General features: G+C 70.0%; 17 protein-coding genes. 11 read left to right on the plus strand and 6 right to left on the minus strand.

Features of this window, described 5'->3' with window-relative positions; translation table 11 throughout:
- Positions 1 to 270 precede the first annotated feature (270 nt).
- The gene (locus HH310_RS34885; RefSeq protein ID WP_169179997.1) at positions 271 to 8,016 is read left to right on the plus strand and encodes a ricin-type beta-trefoil lectin domain protein; all 7,746 of its coding nucleotides are present in this window, start codon (positions 271 to 273) and stop codon (positions 8,014 to 8,016) included.
- Positions 8,017 to 8,097: 81 nt separating this feature from the next.
- A complete protein-coding gene (locus HH310_RS34890) occupies positions 8,098 to 8,709 on the plus strand; it encodes a hypothetical protein (protein ID WP_169179998.1) in 612 nt (203 codons plus the stop codon).
- On the opposite strand, the gene HH310_RS34895 is transcribed toward HH310_RS34890, so the two are convergent.
- Positions 8,706 to 9,599 (minus strand): YafY family protein, encoded by an 894-nt coding sequence (locus HH310_RS34895; protein WP_169179999.1) that lies wholly within the window; start codon positions 9,597 to 9,599, stop codon positions 8,706 to 8,708. The genes HH310_RS34890 and HH310_RS34895 overlap by 4 nt on opposite strands.
- 61 nt (positions 9,600 to 9,660) lie before the next feature.
- Here HH310_RS34895 and HH310_RS34900 point away from each other — a divergent pair, with 61 nt between their 5' ends.
- Both HH310_RS34900 and HH310_RS34905 read left to right on the plus strand, forming a co-directional pair.
- Positions 9,661 to 10,755 carry an epoxide hydrolase family protein gene (locus HH310_RS34900; RefSeq protein ID WP_169180000.1) on the plus strand — a complete coding sequence of 365 codons (1,095 nt, stop codon included), beginning with the start codon at positions 9,661 to 9,663 and terminating at the stop codon, positions 10,753 to 10,755.
- 59 nt (positions 10,756 to 10,814) lie between these two features.
- A complete protein-coding gene (locus tag HH310_RS34905; protein ID WP_169180001.1) occupies positions 10,815 to 11,339 on the plus strand; it encodes a hypothetical protein in 525 nt (174 codons plus the stop codon).
- Between the two features lie 593 nt (positions 11,340 to 11,932).
- Here HH310_RS34905 and HH310_RS34910 read toward each other — a convergent pair.
- Positions 11,933 to 13,246: a sorbosone dehydrogenase family protein gene (locus HH310_RS34910; RefSeq protein ID WP_169180002.1), complete on the minus strand. Its 1,314-nt coding sequence runs from the start codon at positions 13,244 to 13,246 to the stop codon at positions 11,933 to 11,935.
- A 96-nt stretch (positions 13,247 to 13,342) separates the two neighbouring features.
- Between HH310_RS34910 and HH310_RS34915 the strand changes: the two genes are divergently transcribed.
- Positions 13,343 to 13,840 carry a pyridoxamine 5'-phosphate oxidase family protein gene (locus HH310_RS34915; RefSeq protein WP_169180003.1) on the plus strand — a complete coding sequence of 166 codons (498 nt, stop codon included), beginning with the start codon at positions 13,343 to 13,345 and terminating at the stop codon, positions 13,838 to 13,840.
- 43 nt (positions 13,841 to 13,883) lie between these two features.
- On the opposite strand, the gene HH310_RS34920 is transcribed toward HH310_RS34915, so the two are convergent.
- Positions 13,884 to 15,773, minus strand: coding sequence for an FtsX-like permease family protein (locus HH310_RS34920; RefSeq protein WP_248294720.1), 1,890 nt, complete (start codon positions 15,771 to 15,773; stop codon positions 13,884 to 13,886).
- 10 nt (positions 15,774 to 15,783) lie between these two features.
- A complete protein-coding gene (locus HH310_RS34925; RefSeq protein WP_169180005.1) occupies positions 15,784 to 16,533 on the minus strand; it encodes an ABC transporter ATP-binding protein in 750 nt (249 codons plus the stop codon).
- 94 nt (positions 16,534 to 16,627) lie between these two features.
- Here HH310_RS34925 and HH310_RS34930 point away from each other — a divergent pair, with 94 nt between their 5' ends.
- Complete coding sequence (locus tag HH310_RS34930; RefSeq protein WP_169180006.1) at positions 16,628 to 17,095, plus strand: hypothetical protein; 468 nt, start codon at positions 16,628 to 16,630, stop codon at positions 17,093 to 17,095.
- On the opposite strand, the gene HH310_RS34935 is transcribed toward HH310_RS34930, so the two are convergent.
- Positions 17,092 to 18,105: an LLM class flavin-dependent oxidoreductase gene (locus HH310_RS34935; RefSeq protein ID WP_169180007.1), complete on the minus strand. Its 1,014-nt coding sequence runs from the start codon at positions 18,103 to 18,105 to the stop codon at positions 17,092 to 17,094. The two genes, HH310_RS34930 and HH310_RS34935, sit on opposite strands and share 4 nt — an antisense overlap.
- Before the next feature lie 42 nt (positions 18,106 to 18,147).
- Here HH310_RS34935 and HH310_RS34940 point away from each other — a divergent pair, with 42 nt between their 5' ends.
- Both HH310_RS34940 and HH310_RS34945 read left to right on the plus strand, forming a co-directional pair.
- Positions 18,148 to 18,621, plus strand: coding sequence for a DUF664 domain-containing protein (locus tag HH310_RS34940; protein WP_169180008.1), 474 nt, complete (start codon positions 18,148 to 18,150; stop codon positions 18,619 to 18,621).
- A gap of 8 nt (positions 18,622 to 18,629) precedes the next feature.
- Positions 18,630 to 18,986: a MerR family transcriptional regulator gene (locus HH310_RS34945; protein WP_169180017.1), complete on the plus strand. Its 357-nt coding sequence runs from the start codon at positions 18,630 to 18,632 to the stop codon at positions 18,984 to 18,986.
- A gap of 44 nt (positions 18,987 to 19,030) precedes the next feature.
- Here the strand turns inward: HH310_RS34945 and HH310_RS34950 are convergent, their stop codons facing one another.
- A complete protein-coding gene (locus HH310_RS34950) occupies positions 19,031 to 20,209 on the minus strand; it encodes an MFS transporter (RefSeq protein WP_211192984.1) in 1,179 nt (392 codons plus the stop codon).
- A gap of 72 nt (positions 20,210 to 20,281) precedes the next feature.
- Between HH310_RS34950 and HH310_RS34955 the strand changes: the two genes are divergently transcribed.
- The 3 genes from HH310_RS34955 (at position 20,282) to HH310_RS34965 (ending at position 22,318) form a co-directional block, all read left to right on the plus strand.
- Positions 20,282 to 21,124 (plus strand): LysR family transcriptional regulator, encoded by an 843-nt coding sequence (locus HH310_RS34955; protein WP_169180009.1) that lies wholly within the window; start codon positions 20,282 to 20,284, stop codon positions 21,122 to 21,124.
- Positions 21,125 to 21,782: 658 nt separating this feature from the next.
- Positions 21,783 to 22,052: a type II toxin-antitoxin system Phd/YefM family antitoxin gene (locus HH310_RS34960; protein ID WP_169180010.1), complete on the plus strand. Its 270-nt coding sequence runs from the start codon at positions 21,783 to 21,785 to the stop codon at positions 22,050 to 22,052.
- Positions 22,049 to 22,318, plus strand: coding sequence for a Txe/YoeB family addiction module toxin (locus HH310_RS34965; protein WP_169180011.1), 270 nt, complete (start codon positions 22,049 to 22,051; stop codon positions 22,316 to 22,318). Before HH310_RS34960 ends, HH310_RS34965 begins: the two co-directional genes overlap by 4 nt.
- Positions 22,319 to 22,493 lie beyond the last annotated feature (175 nt).

Consider the following 22,493-nt stretch of genomic DNA (forward strand, 5'->3'; position numbering starts at 1 on the left):
CGGTGGTTACCAAGTCGTTATCTTGCTCTCAGGCAACTTTGAGTAATGCCAGGCTTGCCCCCATTTGTCCCCTTGCCCAGGGTGATCTTCCCGTTACCGCGATGCTTTGTGACGAATGTCCAGAGTGCCAGGCGTGCGGCAATTTGATGTTTCTCTAAATATGTCGCGCATCACATCGGTGACAATCGGTGATCTTGAATATCTCACCGTCCTGACGAGACAGTGCCGACTGCCTTTCTTCGTCTTCGCGCCTGGTGGGAGTCGACACGTATGCGTGCTACAGGTCCGGTGTCCGGCCTCCGGTGGAGGCGCGGTGGCCGTGCGGCGATCGTTCTGCTGCTGTCGGTCATCCTGGCGGTGACCACCATGCCCGCCGCCGCGTTCGCGATCCCGGGCGCCGGCATGGATCGCGAGGACACCGCGGTCGAGCTGCCCGACCTGCCGGAGAGCACGCCGGTCGAGCAGAACGAGGACGCCGACGAGAACCTCACCACCGCCCCCGAGGTGGCGTCCGAGGAGTACGCGCCGACCGCGGTGGACGCGTGGCAGGCGGGTAGCGGCGCGGTCGACCTGACCGGGGCCGAGCCCGGCGCCGCCCCGGTGCGGGTCGCCGACCTCCCGGTGGCCCTCGGCGTCCCGGACGGCGGCGACGCGGCGGCCCTGGCCGGCACGTGGACCGTCGACCTGGCCGCCCCGGAGTCGTCGCAGGACGCGGGCGTCGCCGGCCTGATCATGAAGATCACGCCGCCGGCCACCGCCGATCCGGCCGCGGCGGTCGCGCTCAGCGTCGACTACACGACCTTCGCCGACCTGTACGGGCCGCAGGCCGCCGACCGGTTCGGCCTGGTGACGCTGCCGGACTGTGTCTACGACTCGCCGGACGCCGGGGACTGCGCGCCGGTGCCGGCCGAGGAGACCGCCGGGGCGCAGACCGTGCCAAGCGAGGTTTCGGTGGGGTCCGCGTCCTCGTTCGCCCGGGCCGCCTCCCCGCGCCGCGTCGTCAGCGGCGACATCCCGGTCGGCCAGCTCCTCGCCGAAGCGGGCTCCGGCAGCGGCGTCGCCGCGCGGGCCGCCGCGGCCGACGACTCCGGCGTGGTCGGCGCGCTCGACACCGGCGCCTCGGCGGCCGGCGACTACACCGCGACGCCGCTGCAGTCCTCCGGCTCGTGGGCGGCGGGCTCGTCGTCCGGCGCGTTCACCTACTCGTACCAGATCCAGGTGCCGGAGACGGCCGGCGGGCTGATGCCGAAGGTGGGCCTCTCGTACTCGTCGCAGTCGGTGGACGGGCGCACGTCGGCGACCAACAACCAGGCCTCCTGGATCGGCGACGGCTGGGACTACAACGCGGGCGCGATCACCCGGACGTACGCGAACTGCCGGCAGGACTCCACTGTCGACGGCGCGAGCAACGCCAAGCACCGCACGGCCGACCTGTGCTGGGGCTCGAACAACGCCACGCTCTCACTGGCCGGGATGACCACCGAGCTGGTGTACGACAACGGCACGTGGACGACCGGCAACGGCGACGGCTCGAAGGTCGAACTGCGCAAGGACACCGGCCTCGGCAACGGCGACAACGACGGCGAGCACTGGGTCGTCACCACCCGCGACGGCACCCGGTACTACTTCGGCCTCAACCGGCTGCCCGGCTGGTCCGACCACGGCGCCGACGCGGACGACCCGGTGACCAACTCGGTGCTGACCGTCCCGGTCTACGCCAACCACGCCGGTGAGGACTGCTACCAGGGCTCGACGATCGACGCGTTCAAGAAGTCGTTCTGCACGCAGGCCTGGCGCTGGTCGCTGGACTACGTCGAGGACGTGCACGGCAACGCCATGAGCCTGTGGTGGGCCAAGGAGACCAACTACTACGCCCGCAACTTCGACTTCAAGGCGCCGGTCAAGTACGACCGCGGCGGCTACCTGACGCACATCGACTACGGCCAGCGCGCCGGCAGCGTCTTCACCGCGACCGCGCCGGCCCGCGTCTTCTTCACCGTGGCCGAGCGCTGCTTCGCCGAGGGCGGCGTGAGCTGCACCGAGGAGAACTTCGCCGGCAAGGACCCGGGCAAATACCGGATCTGGTACGACACCCCGGCCGACCTGCGCTGCGAAGCCGGCAAGAAGTGCTGGAACGCGGGCCCGTCGTTCTTCACCCGCAAACGGCTGGACAAGGTGTCCACCTCGGCGCAGCGGCGCACCGACACCACGGCCCGCCAGGTGGTCGACGAATACCAGCTCAAGCAGTCCTTCCCGAAGTTGCGGACCGGCCCGAACACCGCGCTCTGGCTGGAGTCGATCAGCCGCACCGGCTATGCGCGCAAGGGCACCACCGACGCGAGCGCGACGCTCAACCCGGTGCGTTTCGAACCCAACGTCGACGACATGCCGAACCGAGTCATGCGCGGCGACTCCGATCCCCGGCCCGGCTTCTCCCGTCTGCGGATCGGCCGGGTCATCAACGAGTACGGCGGCGAGACCGTCGTGACGTACAAAAGCCCGGAAGGTCAATGCGCGACCGGCTCGGGCCTGCCCGGCAAGGGTGACACCGCCGAGCTGAAGTCCAACGACCGCCTCTGTTTCCCGGTGTTCTGGCATCCGGACCCGGAGGTCGAGGACATCGACTGGTTCCACAAGTACGTGGTGGCCGGCATCGAAGAGCTCCCGGCGGTCGACGGCGCGGTCGGGACCACGACGAACTACGCCTACCGCAACCCCGGCTGGAAACTCGCCGAGCAGGAGTTCAGCAAGAAGTCCACGCGGACCTACTCGGACTTCGCCGGCTTCGAGCAGACGACCGTGCTCACCGGCGCGGACGACGCGGCGATCGGCAGCAAGCGCACCAAGGCCGTCACCCGCTACTTCCGCGGCATGGGCGACACGGTGTCCATGAAGGACATCACCGGCGCGGAGATCGCCAAGGACGCGGAGCCGTTCGCCGGGCGCATCGCCGAGGAGCTCACGTACGCCGACGCGGGTGACGCGGACGACAACTGGCTGACCCGCAGCGTCAGCTACCCGCAGGCGACCAAGCTCGCCGAACGCGCCCGGGAGGGGATCAGCCCGCTGCGCGCGTGGCGGGTCACCGAACCGCGGCAGGTGACGTACACGAAATCCTCCGGGACCGGCGACGACACCCGCACGATGCGCACCACCGAGAACCGGACGACCTTCGACCCGGCGTACGGGCTGCCCACCTACGTCGAGTCGCTGGGCGACACCGGCACGACCGGCGACGAGTCCTGCACCTTCCTGGAGTACGTCCACCAGACCGCCAAGAACATCATCGGCCTGACCCGGCAGACCCGGACCAGTCCGACGACGTGCGCCGCGGCGGACTTCGACGCGCTCACCACGCTGAGCGCGGCCGGGCGCGTCGCCTACGACGGGGCCGGTTACGGCACGGCACTCGCCGACAACTCCCGCGGCGTGGCGAGTCAGACGTGGTCGCTGAAGGCCGACGGGTCCGGCTTCCAGACCGACGGGTCCAAAGCCGTCGACGCCATCGGCCGGGTCGTCGCCGCCACCGACCCGGACGGGAAGACCTCGAAGATCACCTACGAGCCGGCCACCGGGCAGGCGTTCCAGGTGATCGAGGAGAACGCGCTCGGCCACAAGCAGACCCAGGAACTCGAGCCGGGACGTGCCGTCGCGACCACCACGACCGACGCGAACGGGTTGGTCAGCACCGCCGAGTTCGACCCGCTCGGCCGGCTCGTCAAGGGCTGGGCGCCGGGCCGCGCGGGCGCCGTGGTGCCCGACTTCGAGGCGACCTACACCATCCCGGCGCCGAACGCCGACGGTGACCGGCGGCCGCCGTTCATCACCACCAGGGCTCGCGGCCACGACAACCGCATCGAGACCTCGGTGACCGTCTACGACGGACTCGGCCGCGAACGGCAGACCCAGGAACAGGCCACCGGCGGCGGCCGGCTGATCACCGACACGCTCTACAACAGCTCCGGCGAGGTGTGGCAGACCAACAACGCGTACTTCAGCAAGGGCGGCCCGTCCGGGACGTTGTTCACGCCCGAGTCCGAGATCGCGGTGCCCAACGCGACCCGCTACACGTACGACGGGCTCGGCCGGGTGCTGCAGGAATTGCCGATCCTGCATGGCCAGGAAACCCCGGGCCGGGCGACGAAGTACGAGTACGGCACGGACTGGTCCACGGTCCGCAACCCGGTCGGCTCGGCGTCGTACAAGGTCTTCACCGACGCGCTGGGCCGCACCGCCCGGGTGGACACGTTCGGCCAGGACGCGCCCGGCGGCTTCACCTCGATGCGGTACACGTACGACTCCCGGGGGCGGATGACGAAGGCCGAGAACTCGGCGGCCAAGCCCGGCAACTACTGGTCCTGGTCGTACGACCTGCGGGGCCGGATGGTCCAGTCCGGTGACCCGGACACCGGGATCAGTACGACCGCGTACGACCACCGGGACCGGCCGGCGTCGACGACCGACGCGCGCGGCATCACCGTCAGCACCCAGTACGACGTGCTGTCCCGGCCGGTCAAGCAGCTGCAGGGCAGCACCGTGCTGACCGAGGCCACGTACGACACGGCGCCCGGCGGCATCGGACTGCCCGCCACGTCGACCCGCTACACCGACGGCAAGGCGTACACGCAATCGATCGCGGGTTATACCGACGACTACCAGCCGACGGCGACCACGCTGACGCTGCCGGCGGACATCGCCACCAAGTGGGGTCTGAAGAACTCCTACACGTACGGCTACACCTACACCGACACCGGACTGCCGGAGACGGTCAACCTGCCGGCGGTCGGGGGTGTCGCGGCCGAGAAGCTGATCGCCCGCTACGACAAGGACGGTCTTCCGCTGTCCGTGTCCGGGCAGAACTGGTACGGCTCCGAGACGTCCTACTCGCCGTACGGGCAGCTCATGCGGTCGTCGCTCGGGGCACAGCCGTACCGGGTGTGGAATCTGTCGAACTACGACGAGGCCAGCGGCGCGCTCACCGACCAGCAGGTCTACCGGGAGAGCACCGGCGACACCAGAATCGTCACCGGCGTGCTCGCCTCGCACCGGTCGTACACCTACGACAACGCGGGCAACGTCACCTCGGTGCGGGAGCGGTCGACCGGTATCGAGGAGCGGCAGTGCTTCTCGTACAACCCGATCGGCGAGCTCGCCAAGGCGTGGACCGACAAGAACCAGGAAGCGTGTTCCAGCGGCCCGCTCGGCACCGACGGCACGGTCAACGTGGCGGCCGGCAAGGACAACGCGGGGTACTGGCAGGAGTACGAGTACGACCTGCTGGGCAACCGCACGAAGCTGGTCGAGAAGGACCTGACCGGCAACACCGCCAAGGACGCGACCAGCACCTACACCTACGGCAAGGCGGACGGCAGTCAGCCCACCACGCTGACGAAGGTGACCAAGAAGTACGTCACCCCGGCCGGCGCGCAGGTCACCGCCGAGGCCCAGCGGCTCTACGAGCTGACCGGCGACACCAAGTCGATCACCTCGGTGGCCAACGGCGACACCCAGGAGCTGTCCTGGACGTGGGACGGGCAGCCCGAGCGGGTCTCCGGCGCCGGCGCCAACGGCAAGACCTCGCTGATCGGCATGGACGGCAACTGCCTCGACCTGAAGGCCGGGGCCGCGGTCGCCGCCAACCCGATCCAGCTCTACGTGTGCAACGACACGATCGCGCAGAAGTGGGCGTTCAAGGCCACGCCGGGTCAGTCCGACGCCAACCGGGGCAACCTCGTGGCGTACGAGAACTGGTGTCTGCAGCCCGCCGCCAACACCGCGGGCTCGGCGGTCCTGCTGCAGAAGTGTGACGGGTCGGCGGCGCAGCAGCTCGACCGCGGCGCCACCGGCCAGTACAAACACCCGGCCTCCGGCCTGTGCGTGGCGGCGACCGCGGTGAACGCGGCGATCGTGCTGGCGACCTGCAACGCGACGGCGGCCGGCCAGCTCTGGGACGCGCACGACGAGACCCGCTACATCTACGGGCCGGACGGCTCCCGCCTGCTGACCATCGACGGCGAGCTGCAGGCCACGCTGAACCTCGGCGAGGCGCAGGTGACGGTGCGTCCCGGCGGCGTGCTGGTCAACACCCAGCGCACGTACGCGGTGCCTGGCGGTGCGGTGCTGCGATACGCCTACGCCACCGGGGCTTCCGCGCTGGTCGCCCTGGTCAGTGATCCACAGGGCACGCCATCCGTGGAGATACCGCTCTCCGGCAACATGGATGTGCGGATCCGCAAACAGGACCCGTTCGGCAACCAGCGCGGCGCCGCCCCGCTCGGCGTCAACATGCAGACGAACGCCGGGTTCCTGGGCGCGAACCGGGACGACTCGTCGGGCTTCACCCAGCTCGGGGCGCGTCTCTACGACCCGGCGGTGGGCCGGTTCCTGTCGGCTGACCCGCAGCTCGACCTGACCGACCCGATGCAGTTCAACGGGTACACGTACTCGCACAACAACCCGGTGACGTTCGCCGACCCGACCGGCATGTCGATCTCGCTGACCCCGTCGGAGATGGCGTCCGCACTGGCCGGCGCCGGTCTCTCGGCGGCCCAGGTCGCCCAGGCGCAGGCCGACTCGAACCGCTCCATCGTGGACGTCATCCTGTCCGCCGCGTGGAGCATGCTGTCCGACTTCATCGGCCTCACCGACGCGATCAACTGCTTCGGCGGCGACATGTGGTCCTGCGGCAGCCTCATCATCGGCGCGATCCCGTGGGCGAAGCTGGGCAAGATCCCGAAGGTCATCAAGGCGATCGACCGCACGATCAACGCCATCCAGGCGTGGAAGACCGCGAAGCGCGCGGCCGAGGCGGTGCTGGCGGCGGCGAAGGCGGCCGAGCGGGCCGCGATCAACGCCAAGAAGCTGGCGATCGAGAGGGCGAAGAAGGCCGCCCAGGCGGCGCGGAAGAAGGCCCTGGACAAGCTGAACACGACCAGCAGCCGGGCGACCCAGGCGGCAAAGAAGACGGGTAACCCGGCGCAGAAGGCCGCGCAGGCCAAGGCGGCCCCGAAGAGCTCGGCGGCGGCGAGCTCGGGCGCCGGCAGCAAGAAGGGCGGCGGTTCGTCCGCCAAGCCGGGCGGTTCGTCCGGGGCGTCCAACCGCAGCAAGGGCGGCGCCAGCGAGAGCGGCAACAGCGGCAAGGCCGACGGCGGCGGCGAAGGCGGCGGCAAGTGCAACAGCTTCGTGCCCGGCACGAAGGTGCTCATGGCCGACGGATCCGCCAAGCCGATCGAAAAGGTGAAGGCCGGCGACAAGGTCAAGGCCACCGACCCGCAGACGGGGGAGACGCGGGTCGAGACGGTCACCGCCGAGATCACCGGCAGCGGCGTCAAGCACCTGGTGAAGGTGACGATCGACACCGACGGCAAGAAGGGTTCCCAGACCGCGGAGGTCACCGCGACCGACGGCCACCCCTTCTGGGTCCCCGAGCTGGGCGAGTGGGTGAAAGCCACCGACCTGCGCAATGGTGAGTGGCTGCGAACGAGCGCCGGCACGTATGTGCAGGTCTCGGCGATCGAGCGGTGGACGGCGCCACAGGCCCGCGTCCACAACCTCACGGTCAGCGACGTCCACACCTACTACGTGCTCGCGGGCATCGCGCCGGTTCTTGTCCACAACTGCGAGGACATGGACGACCATGCCCGAGCGTCCGAAAACGCCGCATTCTCCAAAAACCCCGAGAAAGCGACGGGAGGGGTTCTGCACATTGACGGACACGGATCATTTGACCTTGATTCGGCGTCGCTGCACCCGGCGGTCAGGGCGGACATCCTCAGATCGGGGGTGGGGCGAGTCGGTGACGACTTCTACGGTTCCCACGTGGAAATTCAGGCCGCTTTCCTGATGCGGAAATTTGGCGGCGAAGGCGCGGTAGGCCGCCTGATGATCACCCATGAAAGGGGCATGTGTGGATTCTGTCGCGGTAATGTCGCCAGTTTGCTTCCGGCGGGCGCATCACTGACGGTGCGATTCGGACGTGCCGGGAGGTTCTTCCAGGCTGGAAGGTACTTCGGCTGACAGCCGGATGCTACGGGCGCGGCCGTTGCGGGCCGCGCCCCGTAGCCATTCATGAAGTCCTACACGTGACATAATGCGCCGGTGACCGACGAACTCCCCGAGCCGCGCAGGATCCTCGAAGAGACCGACTGGGCCGGACTCCAAAACAGGGACGGGGCGGCCTATCCGGTAACGCCTGCCATGCTTCGCAATCTTACGTCGGGCGATCAGCAGGCCGTTTCGGCAGCGCTCGGCCACCTTTCGCGCGAGTTGATGGAATATCCGAACGTCTATTCCGCAGCGGTGCCGGCCGCCCGGTATGTCACCGCGCTCCTGGCTTTACTCACACCGGAGAAGACGCTGCGGGCTCAATTGTTGTCCTGGCTGTCCAGTTTGGTCGATGCGGTCAGCGACGCCATGGCGCTTGAGTTCTTCGAGCTGGCCGGATTCTCGCCCCTGGAGAACCCTGATTCCACGTTCCGGAAGATTCGAGAGATCCGTCCCCAGATATTCGCCGGTGTCGCCGCCTGTATCGACGATCAGGATCCGGTGGTCCGGGAGGAGGCCATCGCCGCGGCGGTTGTCATCGTCGAGGCCCCGGAGCTTGCGTCTCATCGCCAGGCGTTGACCCCGTTGGTCAAAGAGGTCTTGGCGGTCAGTTCGAAACCGGCTTATCGCCAGCGAGCATCAGCCGCGCTTGAGGCGTGGGGCTAGATCGCGCGCTGATACCGCTCCGCCAGCGCACGCAGCGCCTCCGCCAGCTCCGGCGCGTCCACCACCGTGAAGTCGGCGCCCAGGAAACCCAGCCACAGAGCCAACGCCTCCGGGCTGTCGGAACCCGGCTCGAACGCGCACCGGTCCTCGCCCAGCGCCTCCACCTCCACCGGGATCGGCATCCGCGCCCGCACATGGTCGGCGGACGCATGCACGATCACCCGCGCCCGGTAATGCCACGTCGCCTCGCCCAGGCCGCGGACGATCTCTCGCTCCGGTGGCAGGGCGCGCGGCGTGAACCTCGGCCCGGTCGGGGTGCGCGGTGAAATCCGGTCCACGCGGAACGTGCGCCAGTCGTCCCGGTCCAGGTCCCACGCCAGCAGATACCAGCGCTGCCGGTCGTTGACCAGCCGATACGGCTCGACCCTGCGACGGGCTCCGCCGCGATAGTCGAACCGCAACTGCTCCTGGTCGCGGCAGGCGCACGCCAGGGCGTACAGGATGTCGGGGTTGATCTGTGGGCCGCCGGGCGGAAGGGCCACGGTCGACGCCCGGACGGCCTCGACCCGCCGGCGCAGGCGGGACGGCAGCAACTGCTGCAGCTTGACCAGGGCCCGCAACGACGTCTCGGCGAGCGGCCCGGTGCGCAAGGCGACGGCCACCGCGACCGCCTCGTCGTCGTCGAGCAGCAACGGCGGCATGGTCGCGCCGGTGCCGAGGCGGTAACCGCCCGCCACCCCGGGCCGGCTGTCCACCGGATAGCCGAGGCCGCGCAGCCGTTCCACGTCGTGCCGGATGGTGCGCGGGGTGACGCCGAGACGCGAGGCCAGCTCGGTGCCGGTCCAGTCGCGCCGCGCTTGGAGCAGGGCGAGCAGGCGTAGGAGCCGCATTCACAAAGATTAACGCCGATCGCGGAAGGATCCGTTCCGCAATTGCTCCTAGCCTGCCCTTATGACCTTCCGTATCGAGATTCCGGAAAAAGACCTCGACGACCTCAACGCCCGTCTCACGAACGCCCGCTGGCCCGCTTTCGTCTCGCCGGACGGCTGGAACCGTGGCATCCCGCTCGATGAGATGCGCGATCTCGCCGACTACTGGCGGACCGGTTTCGACTGGCGCGCCCAGGAGGCCCGGCTCAACCGCTATCCGCAATTCGTCACCGAGATCGACGGCCAGCGCATTCACTTCCTGCACGTCCGCTCGGCCCGGCCGGACGCCAAGGCGCTGATGCTCACGCACGGCTACCCCAGCTCGGTGGTCGAGTTCCTGCCGCTGATCGACCTGCTCAGCGACGACTTCCATCTGGTTGTGCCGTCGCTTCCCGGGTACGCCTTCTCGACTCCCCTGTCCGCAACCGGCTGGACGATGGCCCGCACCGCGCACGCCTGGACCGCGTTGATGGCATCACTGGGCTATCAGCGGTACGGCGTACACGGCGGCGACATCGGCGCGGGCGTGTCCGGCACCGTGGCCGGGATCGACGGCGAGCACGTCATCGGCGTCCACGTGGTGACCGACCCGGCGACCGCGGCCGCGACCGCCACCTTCCTGCCCGGCATGGCCGACCGCCTCGACCCGAATGATCCCGTCGACAAGCTGATCCTCGACCGGATGGCCACCTTCAGCGGCGAGGGCTCCGGCTACCTGGCGATCCAGAACAGCAGACCCCAGACCATCGCGTACGGGCTGACCGACTCCCCGTTGCTGCAACTGGCCTGGATCGCCGAGAAGCTGCACGAGTGGACCGAGCGCCCCGTCGACCGCGACCTGATCCTCGCCACCGTCAGCCTCTACTGGTTCACCGGGTCCGGTGCGACCGCGGCGCACACCCTCTACGAGCAGGCCCACTCGTCGGATTGGGGTGCGCCGCCGTCGGTGCCGCAGGGCTTCGCGGTGTTCGGCGCCGACGAGACGGTCCGCAAACTCGTACCGGCGCCACCTAGTGCACATTGGACCGAATTCGCCCATGGCCGCCATTTCCCGGCAATGGAGGCACCCGCGGATCTGGCGGCGGACCTGCGCGCCTTCTTCGGTCCACTGCAGTAAGTCATAAATTCGCCCGTACGTCTCCGGGGCGTCCGCATGGTGCATTTACCTTCGCGCCTGTGCGTCGCTTAGTGAAGTCTCTTCTCGTCATGGCCCTCGCCGGTGCGGCCCTCATCGCTCTCGTCACGTTCGGCCACGCGGCCCTGGACCCGTGGTCGACGTCAATCACCGGGAAGCCGACGCTCACCGGTTACTGGGCGGCGACGGTGCCGTTCGGGCCGGGGCCGGAGCGTCAGGTCGCGTTCCACGTCACCTTCGAGGACGGCGACTGCTTCCGCTGCGTCGACGGGGACGCGAAAATCTGCGCCGCCGACTACAAGATGGACCAGACCTTCGACGGGCACGTCAAGAACTACCACGGCACCGAGTTCGAGCTGAGCACCGCGCCCTACAACCTGGTGCCGGGCGTCCACCTCGGCGCGATGACCGGCACCTGGGCCGGCGGCGACGAGTTGAAAATCAGCATGGAGCCGCTGGTCGTCAACGCGGACCGCTCTTCGCACTCCGACGAGCAGCCGGACAAGCCGACGCCGTTCACCATGCACCGCATCAGCAAGTCCGGCTTCAACGCCACCTGCCGCTAAACCTGCTGATACCCGGGAGGGTGGCTGCGGTGTGGGGAACGGCACCCTTCCCGGCGTCGCGACTGCCCACACCTGGGTGGGGGTGGCTGCGGTGTGGGGAACGGCGCCCTTCTCGGCGTCGCGACTGCCCACACCGGGGTGGGGGTGGCCGCGGTGTGGGGAACGGCAACCTCCTCGGCGTCGCGACTGCCCACACCTGGGTGGGGTGGCTGCGGTGTGGGGAACGGCAACCTCCTCGGCGTCGCGACTGCCCACACCTGGGTGGGGGTGGCTGCGGTGTGGGCAACCGCCACCTCCTCGGCGTCGCGACTGCCCACACCTGGGTGGGGGTGGCCGCGGTGTGGGCAACCGCAACCTTCCCGGCGTCGCGACTGCCCACACCTGGGTGGGGTGGCTGCGGTGTGGGCAACCGCCACCTTCCCAGCGTCGCGACTGCCCACACCCCGGGTGGGGCGGCCACTGCGGGGAGCTGGGACCTGCCGGGCCCAGCGGCGTCGCCTCGCACGGGGACTCCCGCCCGACGGAACCAGCTGAACAGTTACCGAATGTGACGGGGGATTCTCGCATAGTGGGACGGAGGAGGTGTCGAGGGCTCAGCGTAGGACGACCCGATAGATGGCGCCGGCGAAGTCGTCGCTCACGTAAAGCGCGCCGTCCGGCCCCCGCACCGCCATCACCGGCCGGCCCCAGCGCGAACCGTCGGCATTCTGGAAGCCGGTCAGCAACGTCTGCTGCGGCCCCAGCGTACCGTCGCGCCACGCGAAGAAAGACACCTCCGGCGGCCGCGGCGGCTTACGGTTCCACGAGCCGTGAATGCCGACTAAAGCCCCATTCCCGTACGCCCCGGGGAGCCCCGTGACAAAGCTCAGCCCGAGCGGTGCCGAATGCGCGCCCATCCCTTGTTCGACCGGTTTGAGCGCGGCACAGTCGAGCTTCGACCCGTCCGCGTTGTTCTGGAAGTCGCGCACGAACGGCGCGCCCGGCCGATCCGGATTGCAGTACGGCCACCCGAGATCGCGGCCCTCGGTGAGCCGTGCGAGGGGTTCCAGCGGATGGTCGTTCACGTATGACTGCATCACCTTGCCCTGATCCGCCTTCCCGTCGCCGTCGTAGTCGTCGTCGTTCGGGTAGGCGACGTTGTCCCGGTTGTTCACCGCCGTCCACACCCCGCCGTCGGGGTCGATCGCCAGGCCGGTGCCGTTGCGGACCCCGCGCGCGAACACGGCCGGCTTCCCGCCGCCGGCCGGCATCCGCAGGATCGCCGCGCGTTCCGGATCGGCGTCGCGGTCCTCGACCGACACGTTGCCGCTCGACCCGATCGAGAAGTAGAGCTCGCCGCCCTTACCGACCGCGACGCTCTTCAACGCGTGCGCGTAGGCGCCGCCCAGCTCCGGGCTCTTCGCGTCGGGCAGGCCGGCCGCGACGACCCGCCTGCCGGAGACGGCCCCCGAGGCGTACGTGAAGCTGTCGATCTGATTGCTCTCGGCAACATAGAGCGTGTTGCCGTGGAAGGCGAGCCCGTGCGGCTGGGTCAGCCCCTCGGTCAACGTGCTCTGCTCGGGTGCGGCGTCGCCCCGCGGGGTCAGCGTGATCACGTCACCGAACCCGGGGCGGGACACCAGCAGCCGCCCGTCCGCGGTCCAGGCCAGCAGGCGGGCCTTGGGCACACGCGCCCAGACGCTTACCGTCCAGCCCTTCGGCGCGGACAGCCGCCGCGTCTTGTCGAACGGCTCGGCATCGGTGCCGGGCAGCGCGTGCACCTCGGTCGTGGTGAGGCCGGTCGCGCCCGGGGCGGATGTGGCGGGGACGCCCGCGGCCGGGGCGGGGGCTGCCGGCGACGAAGAGGTACACGCAGCCGCGCTCAAAACCACGCCGAGGGCCAGCGCCGTACGTGCGACGGTCTTCATGCTGAATGTCTGTACCCAGTCGCCGACCGGCGCGCAACCCGACACGGCATTACGCTCGCCGGAAAGAGAAGGCGACAAGACGGAAGGAGCCCGGCAGTGCGGCCGAGCGAGATCACCGAAGTCCTGAACCGCCCGATAAGCCAGGAGCTGCTGAACCGCGACCTGACCCGGCTGGCCTACATCGCCCCGGACGGCACACCTCGGTGCATTCCGATCGGATTCAGCTGGACCGGGTCGACGCTCGTGATGTGCAGCCCGGCGAACGCCGCGAAGATCCGCGCCTTACGGGCCAACCCGGCGGTCTCGCTGACGATCGACACCGAGGACCATCCGCCGCGCATCCTGCTGATCCGCGGCAGCGCCGAGCTCGACTGGTGCGACGGCATCCCGGACGAGTTCCTGCAGATCAACGGCAGCTACCGGATGACCGCCGAACAGCGGGTCGGGTGGGAGGCGGAAGTCCGCTCGCTCTACCCCGGCATGTTCCGGATCGTGGTGGAACCGACGTGGGCCAAGCTGATCGACTTCGAGACCACGCTGCCGAGCGCGGTCGAGGAACTCGTCCGGGAACGCGAAGCCCGGCAGGGCGCCTGATCGAACGAAAGCCCCGGGCCACGAAGGCCCGGGGCAGCTCGCCTCATTCGGTGGCGCCGAGCAGCAGCACCGGCCGCCGGCGGGTCGCCGAGAGCGAGGTCAGCAGGCTCGTCACGGACGTGACCAGCAGCGCCACCGCGATCACCGCAGCGACCAGGGTCCACGGGATGTCCAGCGTCCCCTTGCCCACCACCGCCGTGGTCGTGGTCAGGACGGTGGCCATCGTCGCGCCCGCCGCCACCCCGCCCAGCACCAGACCGGCCACCGTCACCGCGAACGACTCCCGCAGCGCGGACCGCACCACCTGACCGCGTGTCAGGCCGGTCACCCGCGCCTCGGCGAATTCGCGCCGCCGGGCCGCCGCCCCGATCACCACCGAGTTGATCACGCCGATCAGGGCGTAGAGGCCGCCGAGCCCCATGATCACGAGCAGGATCTTGTCGCTGGTCGAGTTGCGGTCCTTCGCGTCGGCCCGCAGCCAGGCGTCCGCCGTGGACACCTCGCCGACGCGGGCCAGCGCGGCCCGGACCGCGGGCGGGTCGGCGTCGCCGGCCAGCGAGACGAACGACTGCGTGGGCGCCGATGCCAGCATGGCGGCCGGAACCACGCCGGGCGCGAGCAGCACGTTCGGGCCGCCGCTCATCGTCGCGGGCACGCCCGCCACCACCGGGATCTCGCCCAGGTCCAGGCCCGGCAGCCGAAGACGAATCGTCCCGCGCGAGGGCACATCGCCGCCCGGCCCGGCCGCGACCGCCCGGCCCCGCAACGCGGTGAGCGCGTCGCCGGCGGAGTGCGCCGCCGCGTAGGCGGCCGGGTCGATCACCATGGCCATCGCCGACTCGGACTCCTGGTCCTCGCCGCTGCCGGTGGTGACCGTCGCCGGGATCGCCGTCTCGGTCGACACGGCCGCGACCCCCGGCACCGACCTGATCCGGTCACCGACCGGCCCGGGTGCCTCGACCACCAGGTCGGCGCGGGTCTGGGCGCGCATCTGGTCGGCCCCGGCCGTGGTGAACGAGGCACCCGCCGCGGCGTTGCCGATCACCAGCCCGGCCAGCACGATCAGCGGCGCGGCCACGGACGCGCTGCGCCGCCGGGCGTCGGCCAGGTTGGCCCGGGCCAGCGAGCCGGTCACGCCGCCGGCCGGGATCAGCCGGCCCAGCAGCGGCACGAGCAGCGGGCTGAACGCGGCCACCGCGGCCGCGGCCGGCATCGCCACGTTCATCGCCATCGCGACCCCGCCGCTGACCCCGCCGTGCGGCGCCACGATGATCAGTGCGAGCGCGCCGCCCAGGAAGATCAGGCCGAAGATCCAGCGGCTCACCGTCATCACGCGGGCGGCGGCGCCGGTCTCGCGCAGCGCTTCCAGCGGCCGTACCCGCGACCCGCGCCGCGCGGCGACGAGCACCCCGGCGACGGCGAGCGCGAGCCCCGTTCCGAAGGAGACACCGAGGATCCACAGCCGCCACTGGCCCTCGAAGTCGGCCGGCATGAACTCCATCCGGCGCAGCAGCCACCCCTGCAGGTTCATCACGGCGACGCCGGCCGGGATGCCGGCGGCCGCACCGAGGAAGCCGAGCAGCAACGCCTCGCCGAGCAGCAGCCGGCGCAGCTGGCCGCGACTACCACCGACCAGCCGCAGCAGCGCCAGGTCGCGGCGGCGCTGGTCGACCGTGAACGCGAACGTCGAGCTGATGATGAAACCGGCCAGGAAGGTGGCGATGCCCAGGATGACGCCGAGCATCGACACCGCCGCGACGGCATTGTCCGAGGCGGCCATCCGGGCGGCCTCGCTCCAACCGGCCGGCGGGTCGTAGGTGGCCGCGGAGATCAGCAGAAGTAGCGAGGACTGCACCAGCGCGACGCCCAGCGCCACCGAGAGGAACGCGCCCGCGAACAGCGGCCAGCGCTCGGCCAGACCGGCCCGGCTCATGCCCATCATGTCAACGCTCCCAAGCGGCTAGGCGGTCCGCGACCTCGCGCGGGCCGGCACCGGTCACGTGGTCGACGACCCGGCCGTCGCGGAGGAAGACCACCGCGTCGGCGCGGGCGGCGGCACCCGGATCGTGGGTCACCATCACGATGCTCTGGCCGGCGTCGGCCATCTCCCGCATCAGATCGAGCACCGTCCGGGCGGCGGTGGAGTCCAGCGCACCGGTCGGTTCGTCGGCGAACAGCACCTCGGGCCGGGTCACCATGGCCCGCGCGATCGCCACCCGCTGCTGCTGGCCGCCGGACAGCTCGCGCGGGCGGTGCCGGGCGCGATCGGCCAGCCCCACCCGGGCCAGCGTCGCGCGCACCTCGGCCGGCTTGGGCCGCTGGCCGGCCAGGCGCAGCGGCAGTGCCACGTTGCGCTCGGCGGAGAGCGACCCGATCAGGTTGAAACTCTGGAAGACAAAGCCGATCCGCGTACGCCTCAAGGCCGTGAGCTCGGCGTCGGAAGCCGAGGTGATGTCGTTGTCCCCGACGATCACCTGCCCCGAATCCACCTTTTCCAGCCCCGCGGCGCAGTGCAGCAGCGTCGATTTGCCGGAGCCGGAGGGGCCCATGACGGCCGTCCAGCCGCCGCGCGGGAACTCCAGCGAGACGTTGTCGACGGCCCGTACGGCGGCCGCCCCCCGGCCGTAGACGCGACTGACGCCGCGCAGTGTCACAGCCGCATTTACCCTGGTCACCGTGTCTGTTGTTGGCATGCTTCGACGGTATGCAAGCCATCGGCCGGTGTCGCTGCGGCTGTCACCCCGGAATCGGTAGGGCTAGCCCCACCAAAAGCCCTACGCTGCACAGATGGCGAAGCATCGGCGATGGCCGTGGGTGGCCGGGGTGATCGTGCTGGTCGCCGTGGCAGGCGCGGTCGCGGTCGTGTTCATCCGCGACCCGCTGCTGCTTCCCGGGCGCCACGACGTCGAGGTGTTCGCCGTGAACGACGAGATCTCCAGCGAGGTGGACAAGCCGCCCGGCTGGTTCGGGCGCACGCTCGGCCTGTGCGACGCGGACACCCGCTACGCCGAGCTCGACGGCCGGCACCTGTGCCTGGTGCTCAGCGGCCCGCTCGGCACCGTGCGCGCGGCTCGCCGGGACGGGAAGATCACGCTCGGCGCGGACCAGGTGACCAAGCTGCGGCGGCTGGCGGCGCGGGACACCGGTACCCCGAGGGCGACGACCCGGCTCGTCCTGATGGCGGCCAAGCCGGCCGCGCTGATCCCGGTGACCGACCTGGCCACCGGGAGCCCGATGAGCGTAGCGGCGCTTTAGCTCGCCGGTGACCAGCCGAGCGCCGGGCCCAGCTTCGTCGCCATGTCGGTGAGGATCTGGACGTAATCCGCGTGCTCGAAGCTGAACGGCAGCGCGAACGCCACCTCGTCGATCTCCTGGAACGCGGCGTGCTCGCGCAACCGGTCGGCGATCTCCGCCGAGCTGCCCACGTAGTCGACCGAGAACAGCATCTTCGCCGGTCCCTGCGGTTCTGCCGTACGGGGGGTGCGCTTCTCGGCGTACGCGAGATATCTGTCGATCTGTTCCGGGCCGGCCGAGTCGGTCGGGATGACCACGAGGCCCTGCGAGACGCGGGCGTTCTCGCCGTCCGGGTGATGGTCGCGAAAGGTGCGGATGTGCGAGAGCTGGATCTCCGCGAACGTCCCCGCCTCCTCGGCCTTCACCACGTTGCTGGTCAGGAAGTTCATGCCGTGTTCGCCGGCCCACTGCGCCGACCGCAGGCTGCCCCCGCCGTACCAGAGGCGGCTGCTCAGCCCGGGCGAGTGCGGCTCGACCCGGTCGGAGTAGACCTCGACGATCCCCTCGGCACCGCTGAAGTCGGTGGCGGTCTCGCCTCGGACGAAGCCGAGCAGACGCTCGAGCCGGTGGTAGGAAAGGTCCTCGACGTCCGCGGTGTCCGGGTAGAGCGCCTCCTTGACGCGGTCCCAGTTCATCGGCGGGCCGGCGCTCACGCCCGGATTGAGCCGGCCGCCGGACAGGATGTCGACGGTGGCCAGGTCCTCGGCGAGGCGCAGCGGGTTCTCCCAGCCGAGCGGGATGACCGCGGTGCCCAGCTCGATGCGGCGGGTGCGTTGCGTCGCCGCCGCCAGCAGCGCGACCGGCGACGAGATGCCGTACTGCAGGTGCCGGTGACGCACCCAGGCGCTGTCGAAGCCCAGTTCCTCGCCGAGCTGGATGACCTCCAGGGTCGACTCGTGGCCCGGACCGGGGTCGGCGGGGTCGAAGTTGCCGATGGTCAGGAAACCGAGCTTGCGCAATGATCGCGACATGGATCTAGCCTGTCATGAGGGTGGGGATCTAGCCTGTCGGCAATGGGTGCACTCGAGGAAGTGAACTTTCCGTCCGGCAACCCGGACGAGCTGGAGCTGTTCCTCTCCTGGCTAGCCTTCCTGCGTGGTGCGGTTCTGCGCAAAGCGATGGGCGTCACAGACGAGCAGGCCCGGTGGCAGCCGGACGGCAAACTGCTCCCGCTGGTCGGCATCGTGCACCACCTGACCAACGTCGAACGCCGCTGGATCGACGGCGCGATGCTGGGCGAACCCACCCACAAAGACCCGGACGAATATCGACCGGACCTGCCGATCACCCTGGCGATCGAGGTCTATCGCGCCCGCGCCGAGGCCACCGATGCAGCCGTACGCCGGATGGCCGTGATCACCACGCGCACGCTGGACGAGACCGCGGACCTCAGGTTCGTCCTGCTCCACCTGATCAACGAGACGGCCCGGCACGCGGGGCACGCGGACGCGGTCCGGGAGCTGCTGGACGGCACGGTCGGCGAGTGAGGGAACGTATGCCCAGCTATACGCCCGGACAGGTCGTCGAGAAGACCGGCTTCAGCCTGGACACGTTGCGCTACTACGAGCGGATCGGGCTGCTCGACGGGGTGGCCCGCACGTCCGGCGGGCGCCGGCAGTACGGCGAGGACGACATCGGCTGGCTCGAACTGCTGCGCTGCCTGCGCGAGACCGGCATGCCGATCGCCCGGATGCTGCAGTTCGCCGAGTTGTGCCGGGACGACGAGACCATCGCCGACCGGATCGGCCTGCTGGAGGAGCACGACCGCGAGGTCGAGCAGCGGATCGCTGAGCTGGAGGCGCAGCGGGAGCACATCCGGGGCAAGATCGCCTACTACCGATCGGTTTACTAGGCGGGCTTCCGGCCTTCCCGATCTTCCCGCCCTTTCCGGCCTTTTCAGGCCGGCACCAGCTCCGTTTTCCGCGCTGCCGGACGCCGGTACAGCAGCGCGCCGATCAGCGCGGCGACCACGCCGGCCAGCCCGGCCGCCACGAAACCGCCGCCCGGCGTGGAGATGTCGATCGCCGCCCCGGTGATCGGCGATCCGAACGCGAAACCCGCGCTCTGCGCCGACGACTGCATGCCGGTCGCCTCACCCCGTACGCCCGCGGGCGCCAGCCGGCTCACCCCGTCGGCCACCGCGGACAGCGTCGGCGCCGCGAACAGTCCCGCACCGGCACCCGCCACACACAGCCACGGCCAGTCGTGGGCCAGCGCGGCGGGAACGGTCGCCAGTCCGAGCAGCCCCAGCAGCAGCCAGGTGGGCAGCGGCCGGGGGAGCGCGCCGTAAACCAGCCCGCCGGTCGCCGAGGCCACGCCGTACACCGCCACCACCACGGCGCCCCAGGACACCTGACCAGCTTCCTCGAGGGTGGCGACGATGGCCAGGTCGGTGCCGCTGAGCACCATCGTCGTGCCGAACGCCAGCACCAGCACGGCGATCAACTGCGGCCCCAGCCACTCCCAGCGACGCGGGCGTACGACCGGCACGGCCTCGTCCTCGGTCCGTAACGGCGGATTGAGCAGCGCGATCCCCGCGCCACCGGCCACGATCGCGGCGCCGACGCACCAGGCCACCACGCCGGGCGACACCTGCGCCGCGAACAGGATCACCAGCGGCGGCCCGACCATGTAGGACAGTTCGCCCTGCACCGCCTCCAGCGCGAACGCGGCCCGCCGCTGGCCCGGCGCGGTCAGCGCGGCGATCGCCTGCCGGGTCACCACCTGGGCCGGCACCATCAGCCCACCCGCGAGGAAGGCGGCGGCCAGCAACATCCGGTACGGCAGGGCCGGCACGCTAAGCCAGAACACGACTTGCGTCACGACGGTGACCAGCAGGACGACGCGTGCGCCGTGCCGGTCGATCATGCGGCCCAGCAACGGCCCGCCCAGCGCCAGCCCCGCGGTCATCGCCGCGCCGACGCCGCCCGCTGCCGCGTAGCTCTTGTCCAGCCCCAGCACCACGTACATGGTCAGCGCCATCACGTCGGCCGTGATCGCCACGCGGGCCAGGAACGAGACGCCGAGCAGCGACGCCATCCCCGGCACGGCGAGCACGCGTCGGTATCCGGTCACCAGCCCGACGCTAGATCGAACCGGAGATCATAAGAAGTGGTTAATTCGTTGGAGCTGGCATAATCAATGTTTATGCCCCGGGACTTGGAGACCGCGTTGCTGCGATCGTTCGTGACCGCCCTGCGGACCGGCAGCATCAGCCGCGCCGCGACCGCTCTCGGCCAGACCCAGCCCGCGCTCAGCCAGCAGTTACGCAAGCTGGAGAACGTCGTCGGCCGCCCGTTGCTCTTCCGGTCGCCGTCCGGCGTCACGCCGACCAGCGCGGGCGAAGAGCTCCTCCCGTACGCCGAACGGATCCTCTCACTCTCGGCACAGGCCCTGACCGAGACCGGACGGGCGCTCACCGGCCACTGCGGCGTCGGACTGCTCGAGGACCTCGCCGCGTCCCAGCTCCCGCAGGCCCTCGCCGACCTCGCCCGCCTGCACCCCGGCGCGACACTGGAGGTGCTCAACGGCTCGAACGCCGAGATGCGCGACGCTTACGACACGGGCCGCGTCGACCTGGTCCTCAACGCGGTGGTCGACCTGCCCGGCCCGCCCCGCTGGACCGCGCGCCGCCCGCTGGTCTGGGCCGTCGGCCAGGGCGTCGACGTGACCGCCGATCCGCTGCCGGTGGTGCTTTTCTCAAACCCCTGCTTCTGGCGTACGTCCGTGCTGGAGTCACTGGAAGGCGCGGGCCGGCGCTGGCGGATGGCGTTCGAAAGCAACAGCCTGGCCGGGGTGCTGGCCGCGCTCCGGGCCGGCCTAGGCGTAGCGGCCCTCATGCCGGCAAACCTCGAACCGCCCATGGCCTGCCACGACGCGAACGCCCTGCCCGCGCTGCCGGACGTCGAGCTGGGCCTGGCCCGCCACCCGCGCTCCGACGGCAACCCGTTGGTCAACGCGGTGGAGACCGCGCTGCGCCGCATGATCTGAGCCGCGCCCGCCAACCATCTCGGCCGCGGGCCACCTCCGGAACGCGCGACGGCCGTTCCCGGCACGTGCGGTGCTCCTCTGGCACGCGCGGTGGTTCTGCTGGCCGCAGCGGTTTTCTGGCACGAGTGGTCGTCAGGTGGGTCTGTCCCGATCGGAACCTGCATCTTCCGGGACGTGTGGTGGTCCTTCCTGAACGCGAGACGGTCAGTCGGCGGCACCTGCGGCGGACGCGGCGAGGCCGCCGACCTTCCAGCGGCCTGCGACCGATAGCGCAGCTGAGCCTCGACGAGCTGCCCGTGCCGCTGCTCGGCTACGACGCCTCCGGCACCCTGCCGATGCCGGCGCGGTCGCTGGCGGGGGTCGAGGCTGACCGGTGGGATGAAGTCGGGACGCCGGTCGGGGCCGACGCGGATTTGCCAGTGATCTTTGGTCGCACCTCGCATCGAGATTCGGCCTTGCGGAGGTTCTCCAGGCAGGCTCTTCTCTGTTAGGCCAGTTTCGGCAGCGATCGGTTATAGAGAGTGCGGAGCCACGACGCGGCCTGAGCCGCAACGGCGGTTCTGGGCCCCTGGGCCGGTCCCGACGAGGGAACCTGTCGTTGACGTGGCCGAAGCGTCGGGGCTGTTGTACGATATAGCGTACAAGTGCTGGAGGGGTCATGAAGGTCATTACTGCGTCTGACTTGCGCGCCAACCTCGCGAAGGTGCTCGACGCGATCGAGGACGATGCTGAAGACCTCGTGGTCACTCGCAGTGGGCACGAGCCGATGGTCGTCATGCTCAAGAGTGACTATGACGCGTGGCGCGAAACCGAGTACTTGTCTCGTGGGGCCAATGGGCGCGAGCTGCGCCGGCGAATGGCGGAGATGGAAGCCGGTGAACGTGTCGAGCATGAGGTGGTCGATCTCGACGACGAGGCCACCGCGTGAAGCTCACGTGGCACCCGGACGCGTGGGACGAATACGTCACCTGGCAGGTAAGCGATCGGAAGGTCCTTAAGCGGATCAACGCTCTCATCAAAGATATTCAGCGCGGCGGCGATCGGGGCATCGGGAAGCCCGAGCTGCTCAAAGGCGATCTGTCCGGCTGGGCATCGCGGCGCATCAATGAAGAACATCGGCTGGTGTACCGCGTTGTCGAGGCCCACGACCAAGTGGAGATTCTGTCCTGCCGTTACCACTACAGTGAACGGTAGCGGGTGGCCGGCCCTCGGTCGGCCTTCACCTTGCGGCGGCGGGGATAGGCCATCGCACGCCCGGTTCTTCGATCACGGGCTTGAGATCCTTTGTCCCGTAGGGGATGGATCTTCACGAACCGATCCCGATCAAGGTGCGCGGCACGGCGGGATTGGTCGGCGGGTCTGCTCCCAA

The sequence above is a fragment of the Actinoplanes sp. TBRC 11911 genome (assembly GCF_012933445.1).
In the GTDB taxonomy this organism is placed as follows: domain Bacteria; phylum Actinomycetota; class Actinomycetes; order Mycobacteriales; family Micromonosporaceae; genus Actinoplanes.